We start from the raw sequence: 21,140 nt of genomic DNA, 5'->3' as shown, positions 1-21,140 counted from the left end.
GCTGCGGCAACCGTCGGGGTGGCAGGTCAGACCATGGTCGCCACTCACTAAGGCGAGAACGTTCGAAACGAAGAGGAACGCATCGCCGCGAGGCATCGGCAAGCTGGGCAAAGGCGCGCTATTGCACCTGCCAGCAGCAACGCCGGCAATATAGCTCGGGCGGCCGAGCGCAGTTTTACATTCTGTACGGCTAGAAAGATGTAATAGTAACGGCGGTAATTCCCGATGGGTCGAAGCACAAGCAAGAACTGAATGTTCCATTCGATGCCGCTCGACGATTAGCGGAGCCGACATAGCGAACCAGATAATTCGATGCCCGGATCAAGATTGCAATGGATTGGGACCTTCTGCGAATATTCCTGGGCTGCCAGCCGATTGCGCATCAGCGCCCAGACGGTAAGCCGCCGGATCACCGATCTTGAACGACTTGCCGGCGTTCGCCTCCTCGCGCGTGGCGAGGCAGGCCTGTCGCTCACGCCCGCTGGCGAGCGGCTTTATAATCAGTCGGAAGAAATGCGCGCGCAAGCGAGAACCATCGAGGCGGAGCTCGCCGAGGCGGGCAAACGCCCGGTCGGGCGCGTGCGCCTGTCGATCACCGAAGTTCTCTCCGGTCCGTGGCTGATCCGTAGTCTACCCAGCTTCGCTGCCCGTCATCCGGGTATCGATCTTGATATCTACGTCGACGGTTGGCCAGCTCGTATCAAGAGGGGAGAAGCGGATGTCGTGCTGCGCCTGTTCGGTGCCGGTGAGGAAAATCTGGTCGGCCGCAAGATCGCTCGGCTCGGTGCTGCAATCTACTGCGCGAAATCATATGCGCGAAGCCGGCCCTTGCCGCTGACACGGGATCAATGGAAAGGACATTCGACGGTGGGCATCGTCACGCCGAACCCGTTAATGGAATGGTTCGATAGCGTATCTCGAAGTGCGCATCGACAGTTGCAGTGCTCGTCGCACGCGGATCTTCTCGCGGCGATCCGTGCGGGTGTCGGCTGCGGACCCCTCATGTGTATCACTGGCGATGCAGATGAAAGCTTGCAGCGTATTTCGCCGGCCAAGCTCTACAAAGCAACCGACGTTTGGCTTCTATCGCACCCCGATCTGTCCAGCGCGCCGCACGTTCGCGCCGTACTGAATCACATCATCGCACAGGGCAGGGCCGACCGCGGTTTGCTGAGCGGCATCTGGTCTTCCAGGTCTGGAATCTCGTAAATCCGGAAATGGAAGACAATCCCGAGCGCACATCGACTAGGCTGGGCGAAACATAATCGATGGAAACGCCATGCCACTTCTGCCCCTGTTCGATAGGCGACTTTCGCTGCCGGTTATGGCATCGCTGTTGTTTATTGTCTCCGGATCTGAACTTGTCATTGAGCAATGCAAGGCCGGAATATTAGACTCATTTCCTTCGCTCAATGCCCGCCCGATAGGGACCTTGGACGACAGGCTCGCGCGCGCCAAGGACAAACCCGGTACATGCGCCGGGCAAAATCCCGCGCTTTCCGTGGCGCGTTTCGCGGTCAACCAGATCTGCCATCCGTCGAACGATCGGCTGCACGCCGACATGGAAATCTGCGTCAAGCATCGGGGCCCCGTGATCATTACGTGCCTACACCGCGCTGCTGCCGCGGAACTCGCAAGCAAGCGTGTGGAGGCCGCCTAATGCATGCCACAGCCGGACGCTTTGAGCACATCCTTCGTCGCCTCTCCGTTCCTGTCATCGCGGCGCCGATGTTCCGGGTGTCCGGGCCGGACCTTGTGATCGCGGCATGCCGCGCCGGTGCGATTGGGTCGTTTCCGACGGCCAACTGTCGGACGCAGGACGAACTCAACGGCTGGATCGAAAAGATCGCTGCAGCCCTCCGGATGCAAGATGCGCCATTCTGCCCCAACCTGATCATTCGCCGCGAGACCCTGTGGGAGGATCTCGCCGCGATCATCAGCCACGGATGCGAGATGGTCATCACTAGCGTCGGCCCGCCTGATCCAGTGGTGCAGCCTCTGCATGATGCCGGCTGCCTTGTCTTCGCCGACGTCGCTTCGATCCGTCATGCGAAGAAGGCGATCGCGGCGGGTGTAGACGGTCTTGTGCTGCTGACGGCTGGCGCCGGCGGTCAGACCGGATGGGCCAACGGCTTCGCATTTGTCCGAGCGGTGCGTGGCTTCTACGATGGGCCCATCGTGCTGGCGGGTGGCATATCCGACGGATATGCGGTGCACGCCGCCGAGGCGCTCGGATGCGACCTTTGCTACATGGGAACAAAATTCATCGCCACGTGCGAGAGCATGGCCGTCGACGAATACAAGGCGATGCTGGTCTCGTCCGAACTCGACGACGTGTTGCTGTCGAAAGCCTTCACAGGCCTCGAGACCAACACGCTCGTCCCCTCGATCATTGCTGCCGGTCTCGATCCAGAAAATCTCCCGACAGACATGACGAAACAGGCGGCGGACGCGCTTTACGGCCGCAACGGCTCGTCGAGCGTCAGACGCTGGCGTGACACGTGGAGCGCTGGCCATTCGGTTTCAGGGGTCGCTGCCGTCATGCCCGCTGCCGAGCTCGTCGAGCGCACGCGGCGTGAATATCGCGATGCCGTGGTTGCAATGCAGGCGAGGATGAAGACCGACGTATTGCGCGTGTGAAACCGCTTTGAAATATCGCACTCAATTCAAGAGGGGACGATAAAATGAAAATCGCGATTCGCGGCCTGACGCTGGCCGCCCTGAGTCTCGCTTCGCCGGCCCTGTCGCAGACGCCCGGCGTCACCGACACTGAACTGTCGCTTGGGACCATACTGCCGCTTAGCGGCCCGGCCTCGTCCTACAGCGCGTTCGGAACGACGGCGATCGCCTATTTCGACAAGGTCAATGACGAAGGCGGGATTAACGGCCGCAGGGTCAAGGTGATTTCCTATGACGATGGTTATTCACCTCCCAGGACGGTCGAGCAAGCACGCAAGCTGATCGAGAGCGACGAGGTTCTGCTGCTGTACTGCACGTTTGGAACCCCCACCAACGTCGCGATCATGCGCTATGTGAACGCCAAAAAGGTGCCGCAGTTGTTTGTCGCCACGGGCGGCACCGTCTTCGGTGACCACAAGAAGAATCCGTGGACGATGGGATTTCGCCCGAGTTACCAAACCGAAGGACAGGTCTTCGCTAATTACATTCTGAAGACGAAGCCAGATGCCAAGATCGCGGTGCTGTTTCAGAACGACGATTATGGTCGAGACCACCTGATCGGTTTGCGAGCAGGGCTCGGCGAGTTGGCTCCGAAGATGCTGGTGGCGGAGGCCTCCTATGAGACGAGCCAGCCCACAGTTGACTCGCAGATTGTCAACCTGAGGTCGTCGGGAGCCGACGTGCTGATGTTGTTTTCCTCGAACAAGTTTTCGGCGCAGGCCCTGCGGAAAGCCGCTGAGATCGGATGGAATCCACAGCGTTTCCTGGCCGGCGCCTCGTCGTCGGTCGCTGCCGTGATGACGGCGGCCGGCTTGTCGAACGTGCAGGATGTGATCTCGGCCGCGTTTTCGAAAGATCCCGATGATCCGCAGTGGGAAAGCGATGCCGGGGTGGTGCGCTGGCGCGCTTTCATGACGAAATATTACCCGAAAGGCGATCAGCACGATCTGAACACCGTCAGCGGCTACATGTACGCGGAACTGCTTGCCCAGATTTTGCAGAAAGTCGGCCGTAATGTCGCCCGGAGTGACGTGATGGCCGCAGCCGAGAATCTCAAGAATGTCGAATTGGACATGCTACTCCCAGGTATTCGCATCAATACCTCGCGCACCGATCACTATCCGATCGAGCAGATGCAGTTGGTCCGCTTTACCGGAAGTCGCTGGGTTTTGTTTGGCGACATCATCGACGGTGGTCGCATCGTCATTGCAGATTGAGCCATAGGGGAAGAAAAGATGTCCGATCAGGTCCATGCCTCTCCCACTGCAAGCGCACAAACGTTGCGGGCGTTGGCACGCCATCCTTCCCGCATTGCATTTAGCTGGCCTGGAGGTTCGCTAACCTATCAAGGCGCGACTGAGCTGATAGGGCGAATTCAGAATGTGTTCGTTCGATTGGGATTTCCTCCGGGTTCCCGCGTCGCATTGCTGACCACGAACCGCGCGGACACCTGGTGTGCCGGAGTCGCGGCACAGCTATCGCGCCTTGCGATCACCTGGCTTCACCCACTCGGATCGCTGGAGGATCAGCTCTTCCAGATCGCCGACTCAGAAGCAGTCTTATTGGTTGTTGACGCCGCCGGATTTCGCGACCGCGGCGGCGAACTCGCCGCACCGGCGCCCGGACTGAAGATGATCTTCACGATGGGAGCCGCTCCGTACGGCAAGGATCTGCTGGCCGCAGCCGAGGCAGGCGGCACAGGAAGCCCTCGCTGTCTGGCTTCGGCCGACGACGTCGCGACGCTGAATTACACTGGCGGCACGACCGGCAAGTCCAAGGGCGCGTTACGCTATCACCGCCAGTATGTCGGCATCGCCGGCGGGATCCTTGCCGATTTCGAGATCCCGAGAGCTCCGCGATTTCTCGCGGTCGCGCCGATCAGCCATGTCGCCGGCACCAAGGTGTTGCCTACGCTGATGCTGGGCGGCACAGTTCATATGCTGAAGGGGTTCGATCCCGACGCGGTGCTGCGGACCATCGAACGCGAGCGCATCAATTTCACCTTGTTGGTACCAACGATGATCTACGTGCTGCTGGATCATCCCGCATTGCCCATGACAGACCTGTCGTCGCTTGATCTCGTTCTTTACGGTGCCTCGCCGATGTCCCCGAGTCGGCTGGTCGAGGGCATCGACCGTATCGGACCGGTATTCTCTCAATTGTACGGTCAGTCGGAGTGCTACCCAGTGTCGGTGCTGCGCAAGGCCGATCATGATCCGCGGAAGCAGGAGTTGTTCCTCTCCTGCGGATTCCCCGTTGCCGCGTGCGACGTCAGGATCCTCGATGAAAACGATCAGGAAGTGAAAACCGGCGAGGCTGGCGAAATCTGTGTGCGCGGCCCGTACGTCATGGCCGAATACTGGAAGCGTCCCGACATCACGGTGGAGACGCTGAAGAATGGCTGGCTGCACACCGGCGATGTCGCCCGCAAGGACGAGCGCGGCTACATGTTCATCCTGGACAGGAAAAAGGACATGATCGTCTCCGGCGGATTCAACATCTTCCCACGCGAAGTGGAGGATGTCCTGTCCCAGCATGCCGACGTGGCGATGGTCGCAGTGATCGGCGTGCCTGACGAGAAATGGGGCGAGGCCGTCACGGCGGTGGTCGTTCCCCGTGAGGGCGCCAATCCGGACGCCAATGAGCTGATAGAGCTGGTCAAGGCGCGCAAAGGCTCAGCTCATGCGCCGAAGCAGATTAAATTCGCACGCGAGTTGCCGATGACAGGGGTTGGCAAGGTGGACAAGAAGGTCCTGCGCGCGGGCTTCTGGGCCGGCCGCGAGCGCATGGTAGGGTGATGATGGTGAAAGCCAAGCACGGCGTCAACTGAGCTTGCTGCCCGCTTCGCGTGAACCCGAGCGAACTGAAACTGATCGAGTTGATTAGGACGCGAAGGAGCTGATGCGCACCTATTACTTCGATCTCAGGAACGGCGTGCCTGTCCGGGACAGGTTAGGGTTGGAGCTTGCGAGTGACGGCGCCGCCATCGCCCACAGCAAAGTCCTTGCCGACAAGTTGCGAAGAGAGAGGCCGAAGGGTCATTCCGAGCTTCAGATCGTCGTCATCGACGAGAGCGGCCGTGAAGTTCACCGCCAGTCGGTGTATCCAGGCGCGGCCGCGCCGCCGTGAAGGCGCTGCCTCGTACGCTGCCGGCTGCCATGAGGTCGTCGAGCTCTCCTGGAAAGGCACCGGCCCAAGTGCACGGCCTCGTAACGAGATTGCGGCAACACTCGGTGGATACTCGCGACGGACCAATCGCTTGATAGCGAGATGAATGTCCGTTCGAACTTCACAGCGATAGGGCCGTCTAGCTAGGGGGAGCAGATCATGGTCAATACAGATGTAATCGCCTCGGTACTCCGTCGTGCGACGGAAAACGGGGATATCCCTGGAGTGGCCGCAGCTGCGGCTACAACCGATGGGCCAATTTTCGAAGGAGGGTTCGGGGCGCGTGATCTCACCACGGGCGAGCCGATGACTGCCGACACGGTTGTCTGGATCGCGTCAATGACAAAGGCGATAACAGGCGCCTGCGCGATGCAACTTGTCGAGCAGGGAAAGCTTTCATTGGACGAGCCGCTCAAATCGGTACTGCCCCAGCTTGCGAACCCGAAAGTCCTCGAGGGCTTTGATACTGGCGGTATTGCGAAGTTGCGCCCAGCGCGGCGGGATATTTCGCTGCGTCATTTGCTTACACACACGTCGGGATACGTCTACGATATTTGGAACGCCGATATGAGGCGATACATGGAAGGGACAGCTACGCCGGCCATTATCTCCTGCGAGAACGCCGCCCTAAACATTCCGCTCATGGCCGATCCAGGTGAACAGTGGGAATACGGTATCGGTATCGATTTGGCAGGCAAGGCCGTCGAAGCGGCCAGCGGGCAGAAACTTAGCCTGTACATGAAAGAAAATCTGCTTGACCCGCTGGGTATGAACGATACGGCCTTTAAGATTGGGGAAGCGCAGCGGAAACGGCTCGCCAAGATCCATGCCCGCACACCCGAGGGCCTCGTCTCGACCGATACCGAGATTCCGCAGGAGCCTGAGTTCGAGATGGGCGGCGGCGGACTTTACTCGACGGTCGGCGACTACCTCAAATTTGTTCGTGCCATACTTGGGCGCGGTGCTCTCGAAACCACGCGCGTGCTGAAGGCAGAGACGGTTGATCTCATGTCCCAGAACGCAATGGACAGCATATCTTGCCGCCCAATGAAGAGCGCGGCGCCTCCCTTTAGCAATGACGTGGATTTCGTAGACGGGATGAAGTGGGGCCTCAGCTTCCTCATCAATCCAACACCGATGTCCACGGGTCGCTCGGCTGGATCGCTCGCCTGGGCAGGATTGGCAAATTCATACTATTGGATTGATCCCACGAAAAAGGTTGCCGGTGTGTATGCGACGCAAGTGCTTCCATTCTTCGACGACAAAGCGGTGGCTACATTCCAGGACTATGAAACCGCGGTGTACCGCGCCATCTAGGATGTGAGTCTCGCCAGCAACCATAATTGGGTTAGACGTTTGCCCTCGGTGGAATACGATGCGCCAAGGCGCAAACAATAACTTGGTCTCAGATAAGCGTTATCTCTTCTTGGCCCGTGTTAACCATTCGGAGGCGTTGACTCTCCTCGTTCCGCCGATTGCGGAGCCAACAAACTTGTTGGCAAACGACTGCGGCTCCTTGGGGCTTCCTCCCTCAGTTGCTGGGATATCACTCGAGATCCCAGCTCATTCTTTGAGGCAGTCCCCCTCGGGGCCTTGACCAAGAGCCCATTTCCGCCGGTCCACTAAGCCGCGGCGGAGCGGGGATGTCTCGATCATTTCGTCGGAGACGATTCCGCCCTTTGCAGCAGATTGTTTCTCTTTTCGCTCCCAATCCTTCCCACTCTTGTTCAGCACAACCGAGATACGCCACGACTTCTCCTTAAGAGCGGTTCAGCACGCGGACGCACGTGGCCTCGTTGATGGCTTGATCTGGCCGAAGACCGGCTTCGCCTTGATCGTCTGAGCCGCAACGCCGTTGATGCGACTTTCTTCCCCTGGGCTTCGCCCATTCCTCGCGAGACAAGAAAGTCGCCACAACGGCGTCCTCCGCTACGCTTCGGCCCGCGAGCGGGTGCGTCGCCGATCGTCTTCGGCCTGCAGATCGCCATCGAGGCCGCGGTGGTCGCGGGCGCGAAACACAACAGGAGAAGTGACATGGCTAACATCGGTTCTTTCAAGAAGGTCGGCAACGAGTTCCAGGGCGAGATCGTGACCCTGAGCCTGAAGGCCAAGGGCGTCCGCATCGTCGCCGGGACCAACCGCTCCAACGACAACGCTCCCAGCCACCGCATCTATGTGGGTCGCGCGGAGATCGGCGCGGCCTGGTCGAAGCGCTCCGAAGAGGGCCGCGACTACCTTTCGCTCAAGCTCGATGACCCCTCGTTCAACGCGCCGATCTACGCGAACCTGTTCGACGACGAAGGCGGTGAAGGCTACACGCTCCTCTGGTCGCGGCCGCGCAAGACCGGCGAGTAAGAGCGCCCCACCAAGCCCCGTCCGGTCCACCGGGCGGGGCTTCTTAAAAACCCGGCCTCAGTCCTTGCATCGCGCATCGAGCTGTGCAGCCTTGAGCTTTCTTTTCGCACTTTCAGCTGCAACACCGCGTTCGTTCTCGTCGCAAACGCACTAGGGGCCATCCCCGACTGGGCATAGCGAGCGCTTTGCAGCACAATCACCGCCGCTTGCCAGGTTTTGGCCGTTCCTCTCGCACTTCTTCATCTGGGAGGACTAGATCGACATGACTAACGCCCAACGTGCTGGCGAGCTCAAATAGAGTGACGACAGTTGGATTGCGACGGCCACGCTCGAGGTCACTGATATACTGTTGGGTGAATCCGGACGCTTCGGCGAATTTCTCCTGCGTGAAGCGCTTCTGCTTCCGCAGTCTTGCGAAATTCCGGCCGACCAATTTGCGCATGTCCATCGGCGCAAATTGGAGCTTTACATACTATGAGGTTTATCTCCTATAGTATGTATTTCGACCTGGCTGCTGGCCGTCTAGTCCGCAATGGGGCTAAAATGAGACAAGCGGACAATCTCGGTCAACCAGGGAGATTAGAATCATTCGCTGTTTGTTGGGATGCTTATGACAAAACCGCAACTAGATCCTGACGTCGCGGATGTCGCGCCGAACGAGCCGGCGCTGTCGGTCTATGACGAACAGCATGTCGTCACGTACATTCGGCTTCTGCAGGCGGAGGGTGAGGGGGCGGACTGGCGCGAAGTTGCTCGACTGGTCTTGCATATGGACCCCGAGCGAGAGCCAGATCGTGCGCGGCGCGTATATGAGAGTCATCTTGCGCGCGCCAAATGGATGACTGAGCAAGGGCGACTCTTGCGCGGCACCGGCTCGAAATAGAAGAAAATCGCCGGCTGACGACTTGCGGGCAGAACGATTTTCTTTTGCTAACGAGTGGTCATTCCGGTGCACCACGTGGTGCCAAACTAGGGGCTTCCTACAACCGCTTCGTTCATACCTATTGCGCCGCAATCCTTGTTAGCTGCGTGCAATGGGGCGGAAGCAATGCCTGAATTCGACTGGCGGTCGCCGGATTCCTACAAGAGCCTACAAGACTGCGAAATCACCGACATCGCCTGGGAATGTCTCCGCCGCAACGCCGACTATCGGCGTGAGTACGAGGTGATGATTGCCAACAGTCCCAACGGCGAAGTGACCGACGAATTCAGGAGGAAATGGGGTATCTGCTTTCGCCCATGACCCGCAGAGGTCCTTCGACGAGCAGACAATTTTTTGGGCGCCTGAGGTTCTAGCGGCGGTCGTTCCGGTCAAGGTCGCAATGGCCGACGACCGCGGTCTACCGCCTCAGCCACTCCTTGACCTTACAGCTGGCCAAATGCGCCGCGCTGTCGACGGCTGGCACGCCGTGCTGCGCATCGGTGCGGTAGATCACCGTGTCTGGTCCAAAGAGCCGCCGGTGCTCAGCGCATCATATGCGGCCGAGCTGCCATTCGACGGCGATTTAGAAGAGCGCGTCTATGCAGCCCGCCGGCTGTGGCGCGCGATGAATGGGCGCCCGCCAGGCCCGGCGTTTCACACACTATCCAAACAGCGGCGCGAACGTCTGAGCGCCGCGATCCGCGCGCTCGATGCGCATAGCGCCGGCGGCAGTTATCGCGTTATCGCCGAAGCGTTGTTCGGCCAGAAGCGCATCCCCGATCGCGCCTGGAAGACCCACGATCTACGCAATCGAACGATCCGCTTGGTGCAAGGTGGCCTCGCGTTGATGCGCGGTGGTTACCGCAAACTCCTGCGGCCCGGGCGTGAGGACGAGTAGCCCTTCCACTCGGGGTATCGAAAATCGTCCCCTCCATATTCGGCATCCCCCTCCGATATCGCGCTTCTCCATGATGACCCCACACACGCCGGCCTAGCCAGGCGTGGTGCGCTGTCCTCCTGGAGTTCTCAAATGCCCGATCCGATGGCCGGTCTTCCCCCGCGATTCCTGCGTACACCTGAGGCCGCGCGCTATCTTGGCCTCTCCGGCCGCACGCTGGAGAAGCACCGCACGTACGGTACTGGACCGACGTATCGGAAGATTGGCGGACGTGTTGTCTACGCCGTCGATGACCTGAAAGCGTGGGCCGACCGCGGCGCCAAGACGTCGACATCCGACCCCGGCAAGGGGACCGTGCTGCCGGCCAAGAAGCATCCGGCCCTCCGTCCCTACGCAGGTCAGGAACGTCGCTGATGTCAGCGTGTGAGCAGTGATTATGCGGCGCAAAGACCATTCCGAGCGCGACCAGCTAGAGCTCTTTCGGGCGCTACCCGGTGATCTCGCGCCGCGCGATGCGCAGGATCTGATGGCCTATCCGTTCTTCTCGCTTGCAAAAACAAAGCGGATCGTGCCGATCGATTTCCGCGCGGGTGCGATCGCTATTCGTGTCGAAGCCGTGCCGGAACACGGCATGGCGACCATTTGGGATGCAGATGTTCTGATCTGGGCCGCGTCTCAGATCGTCGAAGCCCGTGACGCAGGCCTGAAGACGTCGCGTCTGATGGCTGCAACGCCATACGAGATTCTGACGTTCGTCGGCCGCGGCGCCAGCGCACGCGACTATGACCGGCTGAAGGCGGGCCTCGACAGACTTCAGTCAACGACGGTGCTGACGTCGATCCGCCAGCCGGCCGAACGGCGACGACATCGCTTTTCCTGGATCAATGAGTGGAAGGAAACCGCCGATGCAAATGGTCGCCCCTTTGGACTCGAATTGATCCTGCCTGATTGGTTCTATGCCGGCGTCATCGACGACGCGCTCGTGCTGACGATCGACCGCGCTTATTTCGATCTGACGGGTGGCCTTGAGCGCTGGCTTTATCGCCTGGTGCGCAAGCACGGCGGTCAACAGGACGGCGGCTGGAGTTTTGATCTTGTGTACCTCCACGCCAAGTCCGGCATCCTCTCGCCGCTCAAGCACTTTGCTTACGACGTACGTCAGATCGTTCAGCGCCAGACATTGCCCGGCTATCAGCTCGTGCTCACGCGCGATCCTGACGGCGCCGAGCGGCTGAACTTCACGCCAACGCCTGTTCATCCCTTAACGGCACGCTTGCGCCGGCGCGGTCTCATTCCAAATTCGGAGGACAACCTGTGAATCAGCTCGTGCTATCGGGGACCGCAACTCTCGTGCTATCGGGGACCCGATCCTCGTGCTATCGGGGACCGGAATCGAGCTTAAGAGCTTGTTTCCTCGCGCTTTCCGGCCGCTCTAACTTTACTAACCAGAAATCCTTCGGATTTCTTCTAACGGACCAAGCCGCAAAGCGAATGGAAGGTGGCCGGCAAAGCCGGCCCGTCCGTCCTGCTGGCCTTCACAAGCCGTACACGCCCTTCCCCTCCGCCAAAGCGGACGGCTCCCAGTTCGAGCGTATGGGAGCCACGGCATGAGCGATCTTACCGAAGTGGAAGTCCTGTGGCTCGAGAAGCGCATCGAAAACCGCATTCGGTTCGGTCGCGTCGTCAAGGAACGGAAGCTTGATCGCCATCGGCGCGTCCTGTCATTCGCGCCCGGCAGCATCTTTGCCTTCGTCCGTTGGACCTCGAACGACTTTGGGACGATCATTTCGCGGATCGACATCTTGCGCGCAGTCGCTCCGGGACAGCGCTGCTCGACCGTTCCTTATGTGAAGCCGGGTGGGGAGATTTTGCTGCGGCTCTCCGGCTGGCCGAAGGTCGAGCGGGTCCTGCAGATGGTCGACGCCATTGAGGCCCTCGACATTGATCCGGCTGACGTCGCTCCTGATCATTGGCATCACGTTCACAACCGCTTGTCCGTCAACGAAAACCCGCGTCCGTATACGAAGGCGCGCCATCAGGCTTGGCTTCATCGCCAAAAGGTGATGCGATGACGCGCCGCCTCATGATGCTGGCCGTGACGATTGGGGTCGCTGCTGCGCTCATCACAACGATCGTGCTGGAGCCGCTTCCGCTTTACATCTGGAACGCATCCGCGAGCGTGCCGATCGGTCTCTACCGCCTCCGACCGGCGGACCAATTCCAAGTCACTGAATTGGTCGCCGTGCAGCCGCCGGAGCCGCTCGCGACCTTCCTCGACCTTAACGGCTATTTGCCCATTGGCGCCCCCATGCTGAAGCGCGTGCTTGCCCTTCCGGGGCAGAGTGTTTGCAGAACCGGCCTCACGATTTCGGTCGACGACGTCGCGGTGGGCGAGGCGAGGGATCGCGACCGACGCGGCAGGCCGCTGCCGAAATGGCAGGGCTGCCGCGTCGTCGGCGACGGCGAGCTGTTTCTAATGAACTGGCAGTCGGACGATTCGCTTGACGGCCGGTATTTTGGATTTCTTCCGGCATCCAGCGTGATCGGCCGCGCGATGCCGGTGTGGACGTGGGAGGAGTGATCGTGCGTATTCGGCGTGTATTCCTCGCCATTCGCTTGTTTGATGGATTGCGGGATCATTCATCCGTCGCGATCGATGACTGCAAGGCTGGCGCGAGCCCGACCGCGTGCTTGGGTCGGTTGGGCACGCGCGTTTGTGCTGTCGTACCCCTGATGCTTCTTCTGGCCGCTTTCGACAGTGCTGCTTTAGCCCAGAGCGGATCAGCCGCCCAGCCGGCGGTCAGTCTGACGGCGAACTCATTTGCCGGCTTCATCAATGAAGCCTCACAACGTTTTGCGATTGCGCCGAACTGGATCCGATCAGTCGAAAGCATTGAGAGTGCTGGTGACGTGCACGCCAGATCGCCAAAAGGCGCAATGGGCCTGATGCAGATCATGCCGGCGACCTGGACAGAACTTCGCGAGCGCTACAATCTCGGGAACGACCCCTACGACCCACACGACAACATTCTGGCCGGTACGGCGTACTTGCGCGAACTACTCGATCGGTATGGCTCGCCTGCGTGTTTGCCGCGTACAATGCGGGACCATCTCGCTATGAAGAGCATCTCGCAGGCGGCTCTCTGCCAGACGAGACACGAGCATACGTCGCAAAGCTTGCAAATCTGCTTGCCATCGAGCTGCCGCCGAGGTGGACGTCCAGCGGACAGTCATCGGCAGCTGCGACGTTGTTCGTCGTGCGAGCCAATCTCATTAAAACGCGCGATCGGCTGCCGGCGCTCATGCCGTTCAGCGGTGTCACGACCGCAATTTCGGCGCCCGATGTTTCGCGTTTGGTCGCTCGGCCTATTGGGGTGTTCGTCCCTCGATCAGATTAGGGAGCATCGCAATGACCAACTGTGCGAGTTCGCAAGCTGATGGCGTATGGGCGATGCCTTCGGCCCGCGCTCTACTCGTCGCTTCGCTCCTCACCGAGCCACCCTTCGGGTGTCTCGGCCCTTCGGGTAACGATCGCTATCGCAAGCGCTCTGAAGCAGCGGGGGCTTCGCGAGTTGGCTGCCAAGTCGCGGCGGCTCTATTGGGAACCGGCAACCGGGAAACCACGACGGTAGGACGGCTCTTCAAATCGGGCTTCGAGATACCGGTGCACGGGGATAAGACGGTCGTGGCCGAATCCGGAGCCTGGTGCAACGACTTGGAAGGTCGTTGCCACAAGGGAGAGCTCCGATGAAACTCTATGTTGGATTGGACGTCGGCCTTGAAGAAACCAGCGTTTGCATCGTCGATAGCGAGGGTCTCACGGTCCGCGAAATTAAGGTCAGCACGGAGCCAGAGGCGATCCGCTCCGCTGTAGAGGGCTACGCGGATCGCCTCGATAGGGTCGGGGTCGAGGCGTCATCGCTTGGCATCTGGCTGTATCGCGAATTGCAGCCAGTCGGGCTTCCAATCATTGTCGTGGAAGCGCGCCATATGCGCGTTTCGCTGTCGACAATGCGCAACAAAACCGACCGAAACGATGCGCGCGGCATCGCGCAGATGATGCGGCTGGGTTGGTACCGCGCTGTGCATGTCAAGAATATCGACATGCAGAAAATGCGTACGTTGTTGACCAACCGGAAGCTGCTCAAGCGCAAATTGATCGACCTCGAGAACCATGTTCGGGGTGCACTGCGGGCCTATGGATTGCTCGTCGGAGCGGTTGCCCGAGGTGCCTTTGAGGTCCGTGTCCGCGAGCTGATCGAGCACAGCGACCCGATTTTTGTGATGTCGATCCAGGTCATGCTGGACGTGCGCCGCGCACTCCTCGAGGGCTACGATCGGCTGCATCGCGTGCTCCTGCAGGTGGTCCAGCATGATCCTGTTTGCCGGCGTCTGATGACGGTTCCGGGCGTCGGTCCGGTCGTCGCTTTGTCATTCAAGGTTGGCGTTGATGACCCTCATCGCTTTGCCCGATCCCGCACCGTGGGCGCCCATTTTGGCCTGACGCCGAAGCGCCACCAATCCGGTACATCGATCGATTTTGAGGGTCGGATCAGCAAACAGGGCGATATCTCCGTGCGGGAGGCGCTGTGTGAGGCGGCTGCAAGTCTGCTGCTACGGGTCAGAAAATGGTCGGCCTTGCGGGCGTGGGGCCTGCGGATAGCCAAGCGGTCGAGCATGCTGTGTGCGATTGCCGCGGTCGCGCGAAAGCTCGCGGGTATTCTCCACCGGATGTGGGTCAGCGAGACCGACTTCCACGTCGGATTCGGCGCCAAGGTAACGCAACGGCTGCGCCTAAAGCCAGCGCAGTAGCAGCTACGTAGACGAGCATAGGAAGAGGCGGCTGGGACCGCTCCCAGCATGCTGAGGAGGGAACGAATTTAGAGATCCGCGCGCGCGGTGAGCGTCCCCTGGCGGGGCCGCGAAACGGGGAATGTCCGCTATCTCTTGCCTGCTGCCGTCCTTCGGGAACGAGAGCGCCGGACTGCTTGGACAGCCCTGTTTACGAACCTGATGAAGAGCATGCGACGGCCGAAGTGCTGAACGCGAAGGAACGCATGGACCCCGCCTGGTGAATGCTGATCGCAAGCGTTGCGGTGACGCGTGTGCGTTGTCGATGCAGGGAGTCTGTCATGGCCGAAGTGCGAAGAGTCGAAGAAAAGCGTAGGAATGAGTTGACTTTGAACGCCCGATTAGGAAGGCGAGATAAAAGGGGCTCGCCGGTCGAACCGCAAGCCATTGGCATGGCTTGGGTTCTGGCGTGCCGGTCGGTCGGAGCGCGTGCCGCGCTTTGCATTTTGCGTAATGCAATCAAGGGCATTTACGGCACGTTGTTCGCTTTTGATCGTTGGGAGGTCCTGCCGTGAGCGTGGGCGACAGCGATCTGCGTATTCGGCCTGGGCGCATTCGCGGTACCCGCGCGCCGAAGCAGAAAAGCTTCATCAATCAGGTCCTGCGCGCCGCGCAGAAAGCAGGACACACCTCGGGTCAGGCCGTTGCCGGCAGGCGTTCGGCGGCCTATGGGCGCTCGGCGTTCGGCCGGGGGCGCCTCGCCTTTAGTCGCGCCAGATTGTTCAGCCCGACGCGGCGCGTCGTGGTGAAAGCGCGGGTGGTTCGTCATAAGGGGCGAGCCTTCCGTTCAGCGCCAATGACCGCCCACCTCTCATATCTTAAGCGCGACGGCGTGACCCGGAGCGGCGAGAGGGCCGAGATGTTTGACGAGGGGAGCGACCGAGCCGATAGCGCCGCTTTCGCGGACCGGTGCAAGGACGACCGGCATCATTTCAGGTTCATCGTCTCGCCCGAGGATGCCGGCGACATGACAGATCTGAAGGCCTTTACCCGTGATCTTGCCAAACAGATGGAGATCGATCTCCGCACGGGGCTCGACTGGGTGGCTGTCGATCATTGGAATACCGACAACCCTCACGTCCATCTTCTCGTTCGGGGGATAGATGAGGAAGGGGCGGATCTCGTGATCTCCCGCGACTACATCAGCCACGGCCTGCGCTCACGTGCCGAGGAACTGGTCGCTATCGAACTGGGACCAAAACCGGAGCACGAGATCCGCAATTCGCTGGAGAGGGAAGTCACGGCGGAGCGATGGACGCGGCTGGATCGGGAAATCCGGCTGACGGCAGATGAGACCGGCTACATCGATCTTCGGCCGGAGAATCACGAGAGCTCTGACCCCGAGATCCGGCGCCTGATGGTTGGTCGCCTTCAACACCTGGAGAAGATGGGCCTTGCCTCATCCGAGCTACCCGGGGAATGGATGGTCGGGCTCGAGGCCGAGGGGAGCTTGCGCGACCTCGGCATGCGCGGCGACATCATCAAAACGATGCACCGCACCTTTACCGAGCGTGGGGAAGCGCGCGGCGTTGCCGACTTCGTTATCGAGGGTAGACTGGAGACCTCCCAGATCATCGGACGTCTTGTCGATCGTGGATTGCATGACGAACTGACTGGCGAGGCCTACGCCTTGATCGATGGAACGGACGGGCGGGCGCATCACGTGCGCTTCCGCGGGCTCGCGGCTTTCGACGAGGCGCCACCGATCGGCGGCATTGTCGAAGTCCGATGCTTCGGTCAATCCAACGATCCGCGGCCGACCATGGTGCTAGCAACCCGTTCCGATCTCGACCTTGGTAGCCAGATCACCGCACGAGGAGCCACCTGGCTCGACCACCGGCTGGTCGAACGCGACCCCATGCCGCTAGCCATGGGCGGATTCGGTCGCGAGACCCGCGAAGCCATGGAATCCCGTACCGAGCATCTGATCCAGGAGGGCCTGGCGCGGCGGCAGGGCCAGCGCATCATCCTGCAGCGCGACCTCCTGAACACGTTACGCCGGCGTGAACTGGACGAGGTGGCATCAAAGGTCTCAGCCCACACCGGCCTGCCTCACGTGAACACCGCCTCAGGGGAGCATGTGGCGGGCACGTACCGCCAGCGGCTGACGCTCAGTTCGGGACGCTTCGCCATGATCGACAATGGGCTCGGCTTCCAGCTCGTGCCCTGGTCACGCGAACTCGAAAAGCGCCTTGGCCAACACGTCACCGGCGTCGTGAAGGACGGCGGTGGCATCGAGTGGGGCTTTGGTCGCAAGCGCGACCTCGGTCTCTAACAATCTCACCAATCCAGTTGCGGAAGGGCGTTCGCGATGTCCGGAACCAAGATCCTGTGGGGTCAAGTGATCGTTGTCGGCTTGATCGTTTTGCTGGCGATCTGGGGAGCAACCGAGTGGACAGCCTGGCGACTTGCCTACCAGCCCGAGCTTGGGCGGCCCTGGTTCGAACTGTTGGGCTTCAAGTTCTATTATCCGCCGACCTTCTTCTGGTGGTGGTTCGTCTACGATGCCTATGCGCCTCAGGTCTTTGTCGAGGGAGCCTTCATCGCGGCATCAGGGAGCGTCGTTTCGATCGCGGCGGCGATCGGCATGTCGGTCTGGCGGGCGCGAGAAGCCAAGAATGTCGAGACCTATGGTTCCGCCCGCTGGGCTGATGCGGGAGAGGTTCGAGCGGCCGGACTTCTCGGTCCGGATGGTGTGGTGCTCGGCAAGCTCGACCGCGACTACCTCCGCCATGACGGACCGGAGCACGTGTTGTGTTTTGCACCAACCCGATCCGGCAAGGGCGTTGGCCTCGTCGTTCCTTCGTTACTGGCTTGGCCGGGATCGGCCATCGTGCACGACATCAAGGGTGAGAACTGGCAGCTGACCGCTGGCTTTCGCTCGCGGCATGGCCGCGTCCTGTTGTTCGACCCGACCAACCCGAAATCCTCGGCCTACAATCCGCTTCTCGAGGTCCGGCGCGGGGAATGGGAGGTTCGCGATGTGCAGAACGTCGCCGACGTTCTGGTCGATCCCGAAGGCTCACTCGACAAGCGGAATCATTGGGAGAAGACCAGTCATTCGCTCCTGGTCGGCGCCATCCTCCACGTCCTCTATGCCGAGGCAGACAAGACCTTGGCCGGCGTCGCTGCTTTCCTGTCCGATCCTAAGCGGCCGATTGAAGTGACGCTGAAGGCGATGATGACCACCGCGCACCTTGGCGAGCAGGGCGCCCATCCCGTGGTCGCCTCGACGGCGCGCGAACTCCTCAACAAATCCGAGAATGAACGCTCCGGCGTACTATCTACTGCGATGTCGTTCCTCGGTCTTTACCGCGATCCCGTCGTCGCCCAGGTGACCTGCCGCTGTGACTGGCGGATTGCCGATCTGATCGCGGACAGCCACCCGACGACTCTTTACCTTGTGGTTCCGCCCTCCGATATCTCGCGGACCAAGCCGCTGATCCGTCTGGTGCTGAACCAGATTGGTCGTCGCCTGACTGAAGACCTGCACGCCCGCGACCGTCGGCATCGAGTCCTGATGATGCTCGACGAGTTCCCGGCACTGGGGCGGCTTGATTTCTTCGAGTCCGCGCTCGCCTTCATGGCGGGGTACGGCATCAAGAGCTTCTTGATCGCGCAGTCGCTCAATCAGATCGAGAAGGCCTATGGGCCCAACAACGCCATCCTCGACAACTGCCACGTTCGCGTCAGTTTTGCGACCAACGACGAGCGGACCGCCAAGCGGGTGTCCGATGCACTGGGCACCGCGACCGAGATGCGAGCGATGAAGAATTATGCCGGGCACAGATTGAACCCCTGGCTGGGGCACCTGATGGTCTCGCGCCAGGAGACGGCAAGGCCGCTGCTGACCCCGGGCGAAGTCATGCAGCTTCCGCCGATGGACGAGATCGTCATGGTGGCGGGGACGGCGCCGATCCGGGCGAAGAAGGTCCGCTACTATGAGGATCGGCGATTCACCGAGCGGGTTTTGCCGCCGCCGGATCCGGCGAGGGCCGGTCGATCCTCGCGAACGGACGGATGGTCAGCGCTCGGAGCGCTGGAGCCGACGGGAGGTCCAACTGACAAAGCCGCGGAGGCCGAGAAAGACACGGCGAACAGCGGACTCCGTCGTGAACCCGAACTCCCCGATCACGTTGCTATCGTCAGGGAAACAATCGAATCGACACCGGCAGAAGAATTTGCCGCCGTTCTTGACGATGATGAGGATGCTGTCCGCCAGTCCCGGCTCATACGCCAACAGATGCGCGGTGTCGCCCGTCAAGTCGCCATGGACCCAAATGACGGTATGGAGCTCTGAGGCGATATGCGCGACCGGATGAATGTCTATTTCCCGCCAGAGCTTCTGAAACAGATCTCGGAGCTTGCCGATCGCAAGAAGCTTTCTCGGTCTGCGATCGTGGAAGCTGCGGTCGCTTCGTTTCTATCGCCGGACGGCGCTGATCGGCGAGAGGCCGCGTTTACCCGGCGCCTCGACCGGCTGTCGCGTCAGATGCAGAGGCTCGAGCGCGACGTTGGGTTGACGGCGGAGACCTTGGCTCTGTTCATTCGGTTCTGGCTGACTATTACGCCACCGTTGCCCAACGATGCACAGGCGGCCGCGCAGGCAAAGGGCAGGGAGCGCTTCGAAGGATTTGTCGAGGCGCTTGGGCGTCGCTTGCAAAAGGGCCAAAGCTTTCTGCGCGAGATTCCGGAAGATATCCGCAGTCAGGAGACGGTTGAAGAAACCTGATTGAACTGCGTAGGCAGGCCATTTCGCCAGTCCTTCTTTTTCTTCGCTAGCCTACGCCCGCAGCGATTTTGCTGAACTGACGAAAAGCTGGTCACGCTATCGGCTTGCGCGAGTTGCCAGCAACAGGGGTCAGCATGCAGATTTCAGGGGCATGGCGCCTCACCGCGCGCGTATTTCTCCCGTTTGCGGTTGGATACTATCTTTCGTATCTGTTTCGAACGATCAACGCTTTGATCGCCAGTCATCTCATCTCGGATGCTGGGCTTGGGGCTGCCGACCTCGGGTTGCTTACGTCAGTGTATTTTCTTGTTTTCGCGGCCGCTCAGATGCCCATCGGTATATTGTTGGATCGCTTTGGTCCGCGTCGCGTCCAGAGTGTTCTGCTCTTGCTTGCCGCAGCAGGCGCCGGCCTTTTCGCGATATCGACTGACTTCCTGTCGCTTCTGATCGCGCGTGCAATGATCGGGCTTGGCGTGGCGGCGGCGTTGACCGCAGGACTGAAGTCGATCGTCCTCTGGTTCCCTCGGGAGCGTGTCGCCTTGCTTAACGGCTACATGGTCATGCTGGGATCCCTAGGAGCGGTGACTGCTACGGTGCCCGTCGAAAACCTGCTCGCCTGGATGGGCTGGCGGCAAATTTTTGAGGTCCTGGCGACCGCTACCGGTGCGACGGCCATTCTCATCTATGCCGTCGTGCCTGAGCAAGGCATTGTCCCATCAGCAGCGCGCGCCACTCTTGGCTCCGTTCTCGGCGATCGGCGCTTCTGGCGAATGGCCCCGTTGTCGGCGACGTGCGTCGGATCAGCCTGGTCTCTGCAGGGATTGTGGGCATCACCGTGGTTGACCGAGGTGGAGGGGCTTGATCGCGCAAGTCTCGTCAGACAGCTGTTCATAATGTCCATCGTATTGAGCGGCGGTGCCTGCTCGTTCGGTATGGCGGTCCATTACATCAAACGAAGAGGAATCGGGGCGGAGACGGTATTGGCGATGGTTGCGGTGCTGTTTATCGCAGCCGAGTTAGCCTTGATCCTGCGAGCGCCTCTGCCGTCCATTGTGCCCTGGTCTGTCATCGCAATTGTCGGAACAGCAACCGTGATCAGCTTCGCGGTGATAGCAGATTACTTTCCACCGGAGCTTGCTGGTCGTGCCAACGGCGCTTTAAACGTCTTGCACTTTGGCTGGGCATTTCTGGCGCAATACGCGACAGGCCTGATCCTGGAGCAATGGCCCACGAATGATGGCCATAGGATCGTCCAAGCCTATCAGGTGGCGTTCGGCGTCAGCGTAGCGGTTCAGATCGCGGCGTTCGTTTGGTTCGCGCTGCCTTGGCGCCGATCCATCGCTCCGTGGATGAGTTCAATCCTCGTCTACAAGCAGGCTAATGTTTCCTGCACCGTCGCGTCAGTTGGGTTGTATGAGGATTCGGTCATCCTCCCGCCCGAGGATGACGATGCGGAGTGGTGAGCGGACACTCGCGGCGAGCGGATACCATTAAGCAGCCGCCAAGTATCAGTTTTCAATCTTCCTTTTTCTACG

At 60.4% G+C, this 21,140-nt stretch carries 24 protein-coding genes; 22 read left to right on the top strand and 2 right to left on the bottom strand.

The window, feature by feature from the left end; translation table 11 throughout:
- Nucleotides 1-312: 312 nt before the first annotated feature.
- The 8 genes from XI06_RS01440 to XI06_RS01405 all read left to right on the top strand — a co-directional run bounded on the left by XI06_RS01440 (nt 313) and on the right by XI06_RS01405 (nt 8,202).
- Nucleotides 313-1,209, top strand: a complete 897-nt coding sequence (locus XI06_RS01440) for a LysR family transcriptional regulator (RefSeq protein WP_333909301.1) — start codon at nt 313-315, stop codon at nt 1,207-1,209.
- A 70-nt stretch (nt 1,210-1,279) separates the two neighbouring features.
- The gene (locus XI06_RS01435) at nt 1,280-1,660 is read left to right on the top strand and encodes a hypothetical protein (protein ID WP_271604472.1); all 381 of its coding nucleotides are present in this window, start codon (nt 1,280-1,282) and stop codon (nt 1,658-1,660) included.
- On the top strand, nt 1,660-2,640 hold the full coding sequence (locus XI06_RS01430) for an NAD(P)H-dependent flavin oxidoreductase (protein WP_271604471.1): 981 nt from the start codon (nt 1,660-1,662) through the stop codon (nt 2,638-2,640). Before XI06_RS01435 ends, XI06_RS01430 begins: the two co-directional genes overlap by 1 nt.
- A 44-nt stretch (nt 2,641-2,684) precedes the next feature.
- Nucleotides 2,685-3,896 (top strand): ABC transporter substrate-binding protein, encoded by a 1,212-nt coding sequence (locus XI06_RS01425; protein ID WP_271604470.1) that lies wholly within the window; start codon nt 2,685-2,687, stop codon nt 3,894-3,896.
- A gap of 18 nt (nt 3,897-3,914) precedes the next feature.
- Nucleotides 3,915-5,477 (top strand): AMP-binding protein, encoded by a 1,563-nt coding sequence (locus XI06_RS01420; RefSeq protein WP_271604469.1) that lies wholly within the window; start codon nt 3,915-3,917, stop codon nt 5,475-5,477.
- Between the two features lie 103 nt (nt 5,478-5,580).
- Nucleotides 5,581-5,808 (top strand): DUF6894 family protein, encoded by a 228-nt coding sequence (locus tag XI06_RS01415; protein WP_271604468.1) that lies wholly within the window; start codon nt 5,581-5,583, stop codon nt 5,806-5,808.
- Between the two features lie 198 nt (nt 5,809-6,006).
- Entirely contained in the window at nt 6,007-7,164 is a 1,158-nt protein-coding gene (locus XI06_RS01410; protein ID WP_271604467.1) for a serine hydrolase domain-containing protein, read from the top strand.
- 717 nt (nt 7,165-7,881) lie between these two features.
- Nucleotides 7,882-8,202: a DUF736 domain-containing protein gene (locus XI06_RS01405; protein ID WP_271604466.1), complete on the top strand. Its 321-nt coding sequence runs from the start codon at nt 7,882-7,884 to the stop codon at nt 8,200-8,202.
- 196 nt (nt 8,203-8,398) lie between these two features.
- Here the strand turns inward: XI06_RS01405 and XI06_RS01400 are convergent, their stop codons facing one another.
- Nucleotides 8,399-8,650: a helix-turn-helix domain-containing protein gene (locus XI06_RS01400; RefSeq protein WP_271604465.1), complete on the bottom strand. Its 252-nt coding sequence runs from the start codon at nt 8,648-8,650 to the stop codon at nt 8,399-8,401.
- A 162-nt stretch (nt 8,651-8,812) separates the two neighbouring features.
- Between XI06_RS01400 and XI06_RS01395 the strand changes: the two genes are divergently transcribed.
- From XI06_RS01395 to XI06_RS01365, 7 genes are all read left to right on the top strand, one after another.
- Nucleotides 8,813-9,085 (top strand): DUF2285 domain-containing protein, encoded by a 273-nt coding sequence (locus XI06_RS01395; protein ID WP_271604464.1) that lies wholly within the window; start codon nt 8,813-8,815, stop codon nt 9,083-9,085.
- A gap of 165 nt (nt 9,086-9,250) precedes the next feature.
- Nucleotides 9,251-9,445 (top strand): transcriptional regulator domain-containing protein, encoded by a 195-nt coding sequence (locus tag XI06_RS01390; protein WP_271604463.1) that lies wholly within the window; start codon nt 9,251-9,253, stop codon nt 9,443-9,445.
- Nucleotides 9,446-9,581: 136 nt separating this feature from the next.
- Nucleotides 9,582-10,022, top strand: coding sequence for a DUF2285 domain-containing protein (locus tag XI06_RS01385; protein WP_333909140.1), 441 nt, complete (start codon nt 9,582-9,584; stop codon nt 10,020-10,022).
- Between the two features lie 132 nt (nt 10,023-10,154).
- Nucleotides 10,155-10,436 (top strand): helix-turn-helix transcriptional regulator, encoded by a 282-nt coding sequence (locus XI06_RS01380; protein ID WP_008561544.1) that lies wholly within the window; start codon nt 10,155-10,157, stop codon nt 10,434-10,436.
- Between the two features lie 22 nt (nt 10,437-10,458).
- Entirely contained in the window at nt 10,459-11,340 is an 882-nt protein-coding gene (locus tag XI06_RS01375; RefSeq protein ID WP_271604461.1) for a replication initiator protein A, read from the top strand.
- A gap of 289 nt (nt 11,341-11,629) precedes the next feature.
- On the top strand, nt 11,630-12,094 hold the full coding sequence (locus XI06_RS01370) for a DUF2840 domain-containing protein (RefSeq protein ID WP_271604460.1): 465 nt from the start codon (nt 11,630-11,632) through the stop codon (nt 12,092-12,094).
- Nucleotides 12,091-12,603, top strand: a complete 513-nt coding sequence (locus tag XI06_RS01365) for a S26 family signal peptidase (RefSeq protein WP_271604459.1) — start codon at nt 12,091-12,093, stop codon at nt 12,601-12,603. Before XI06_RS01370 ends, XI06_RS01365 begins: the two co-directional genes overlap by 4 nt.
- A gap of 55 nt (nt 12,604-12,658) precedes the next feature.
- Here the strand turns inward: XI06_RS01365 and XI06_RS43635 are convergent, their stop codons facing one another.
- The gene (locus tag XI06_RS43635; protein ID WP_442868386.1) at nt 12,659-12,979 is read right to left on the bottom strand and encodes a hypothetical protein; all 321 of its coding nucleotides are present in this window, start codon (nt 12,977-12,979) and stop codon (nt 12,659-12,661) included.
- Here XI06_RS43635 and XI06_RS01360 point away from each other — a divergent pair.
- From XI06_RS01360 to XI06_RS01330, 7 genes are all read left to right on the top strand, one after another.
- Nucleotides 12,882-13,460, top strand: coding sequence for a lytic transglycosylase domain-containing protein (locus tag XI06_RS01360; protein ID WP_442869401.1), 579 nt, complete (start codon nt 12,882-12,884; stop codon nt 13,458-13,460). The genes XI06_RS43635 and XI06_RS01360 overlap by 98 nt on opposite strands.
- A gap of 309 nt (nt 13,461-13,769) precedes the next feature.
- Nucleotides 13,770-14,834, top strand: a complete 1,065-nt coding sequence (locus tag XI06_RS01355) for an IS110 family transposase (protein ID WP_271604458.1) — start codon at nt 13,770-13,772, stop codon at nt 14,832-14,834.
- A 320-nt stretch (nt 14,835-15,154) separates the two neighbouring features.
- A complete protein-coding gene (locus XI06_RS01350) occupies nt 15,155-15,388 on the top strand; it encodes a hypothetical protein (protein WP_271604457.1) in 234 nt (77 codons plus the stop codon).
- Nucleotides 15,385-17,148: a relaxase/mobilization nuclease domain-containing protein gene (locus XI06_RS01345; RefSeq protein WP_271604456.1), complete on the top strand. Its 1,764-nt coding sequence runs from the start codon at nt 15,385-15,387 to the stop codon at nt 17,146-17,148. Before XI06_RS01350 ends, XI06_RS01345 begins: the two co-directional genes overlap by 4 nt.
- 36 nt (nt 17,149-17,184) lie before the next feature.
- The gene (locus tag XI06_RS01340; protein WP_271604455.1) at nt 17,185-19,173 is read left to right on the top strand and encodes a conjugal transfer protein TraG; all 1,989 of its coding nucleotides are present in this window, start codon (nt 17,185-17,187) and stop codon (nt 19,171-19,173) included.
- A 6-nt stretch (nt 19,174-19,179) separates the two neighbouring features.
- Nucleotides 19,180-19,605: a CopG family transcriptional regulator gene (locus tag XI06_RS01335; RefSeq protein WP_271604454.1), complete on the top strand. Its 426-nt coding sequence runs from the start codon at nt 19,180-19,182 to the stop codon at nt 19,603-19,605.
- A gap of 134 nt (nt 19,606-19,739) precedes the next feature.
- A complete protein-coding gene (locus tag XI06_RS01330; protein WP_271604453.1) occupies nt 19,740-21,068 on the top strand; it encodes an MFS transporter in 1,329 nt (442 codons plus the stop codon).
- Nucleotides 21,069-21,140: the final 72 nt, after the last annotated feature.

The sequence above is a fragment of the Bradyrhizobium sp. CCBAU 11434 genome (assembly GCF_028128895.1).
Lineage (GTDB): Bacteria > Pseudomonadota > Alphaproteobacteria > Rhizobiales > Xanthobacteraceae > Bradyrhizobium > Bradyrhizobium zhengyangense.
Note: the sequence above shows the minus strand (reverse complement) of the source record. Positions and strands in the feature narration are given on the sequence as shown.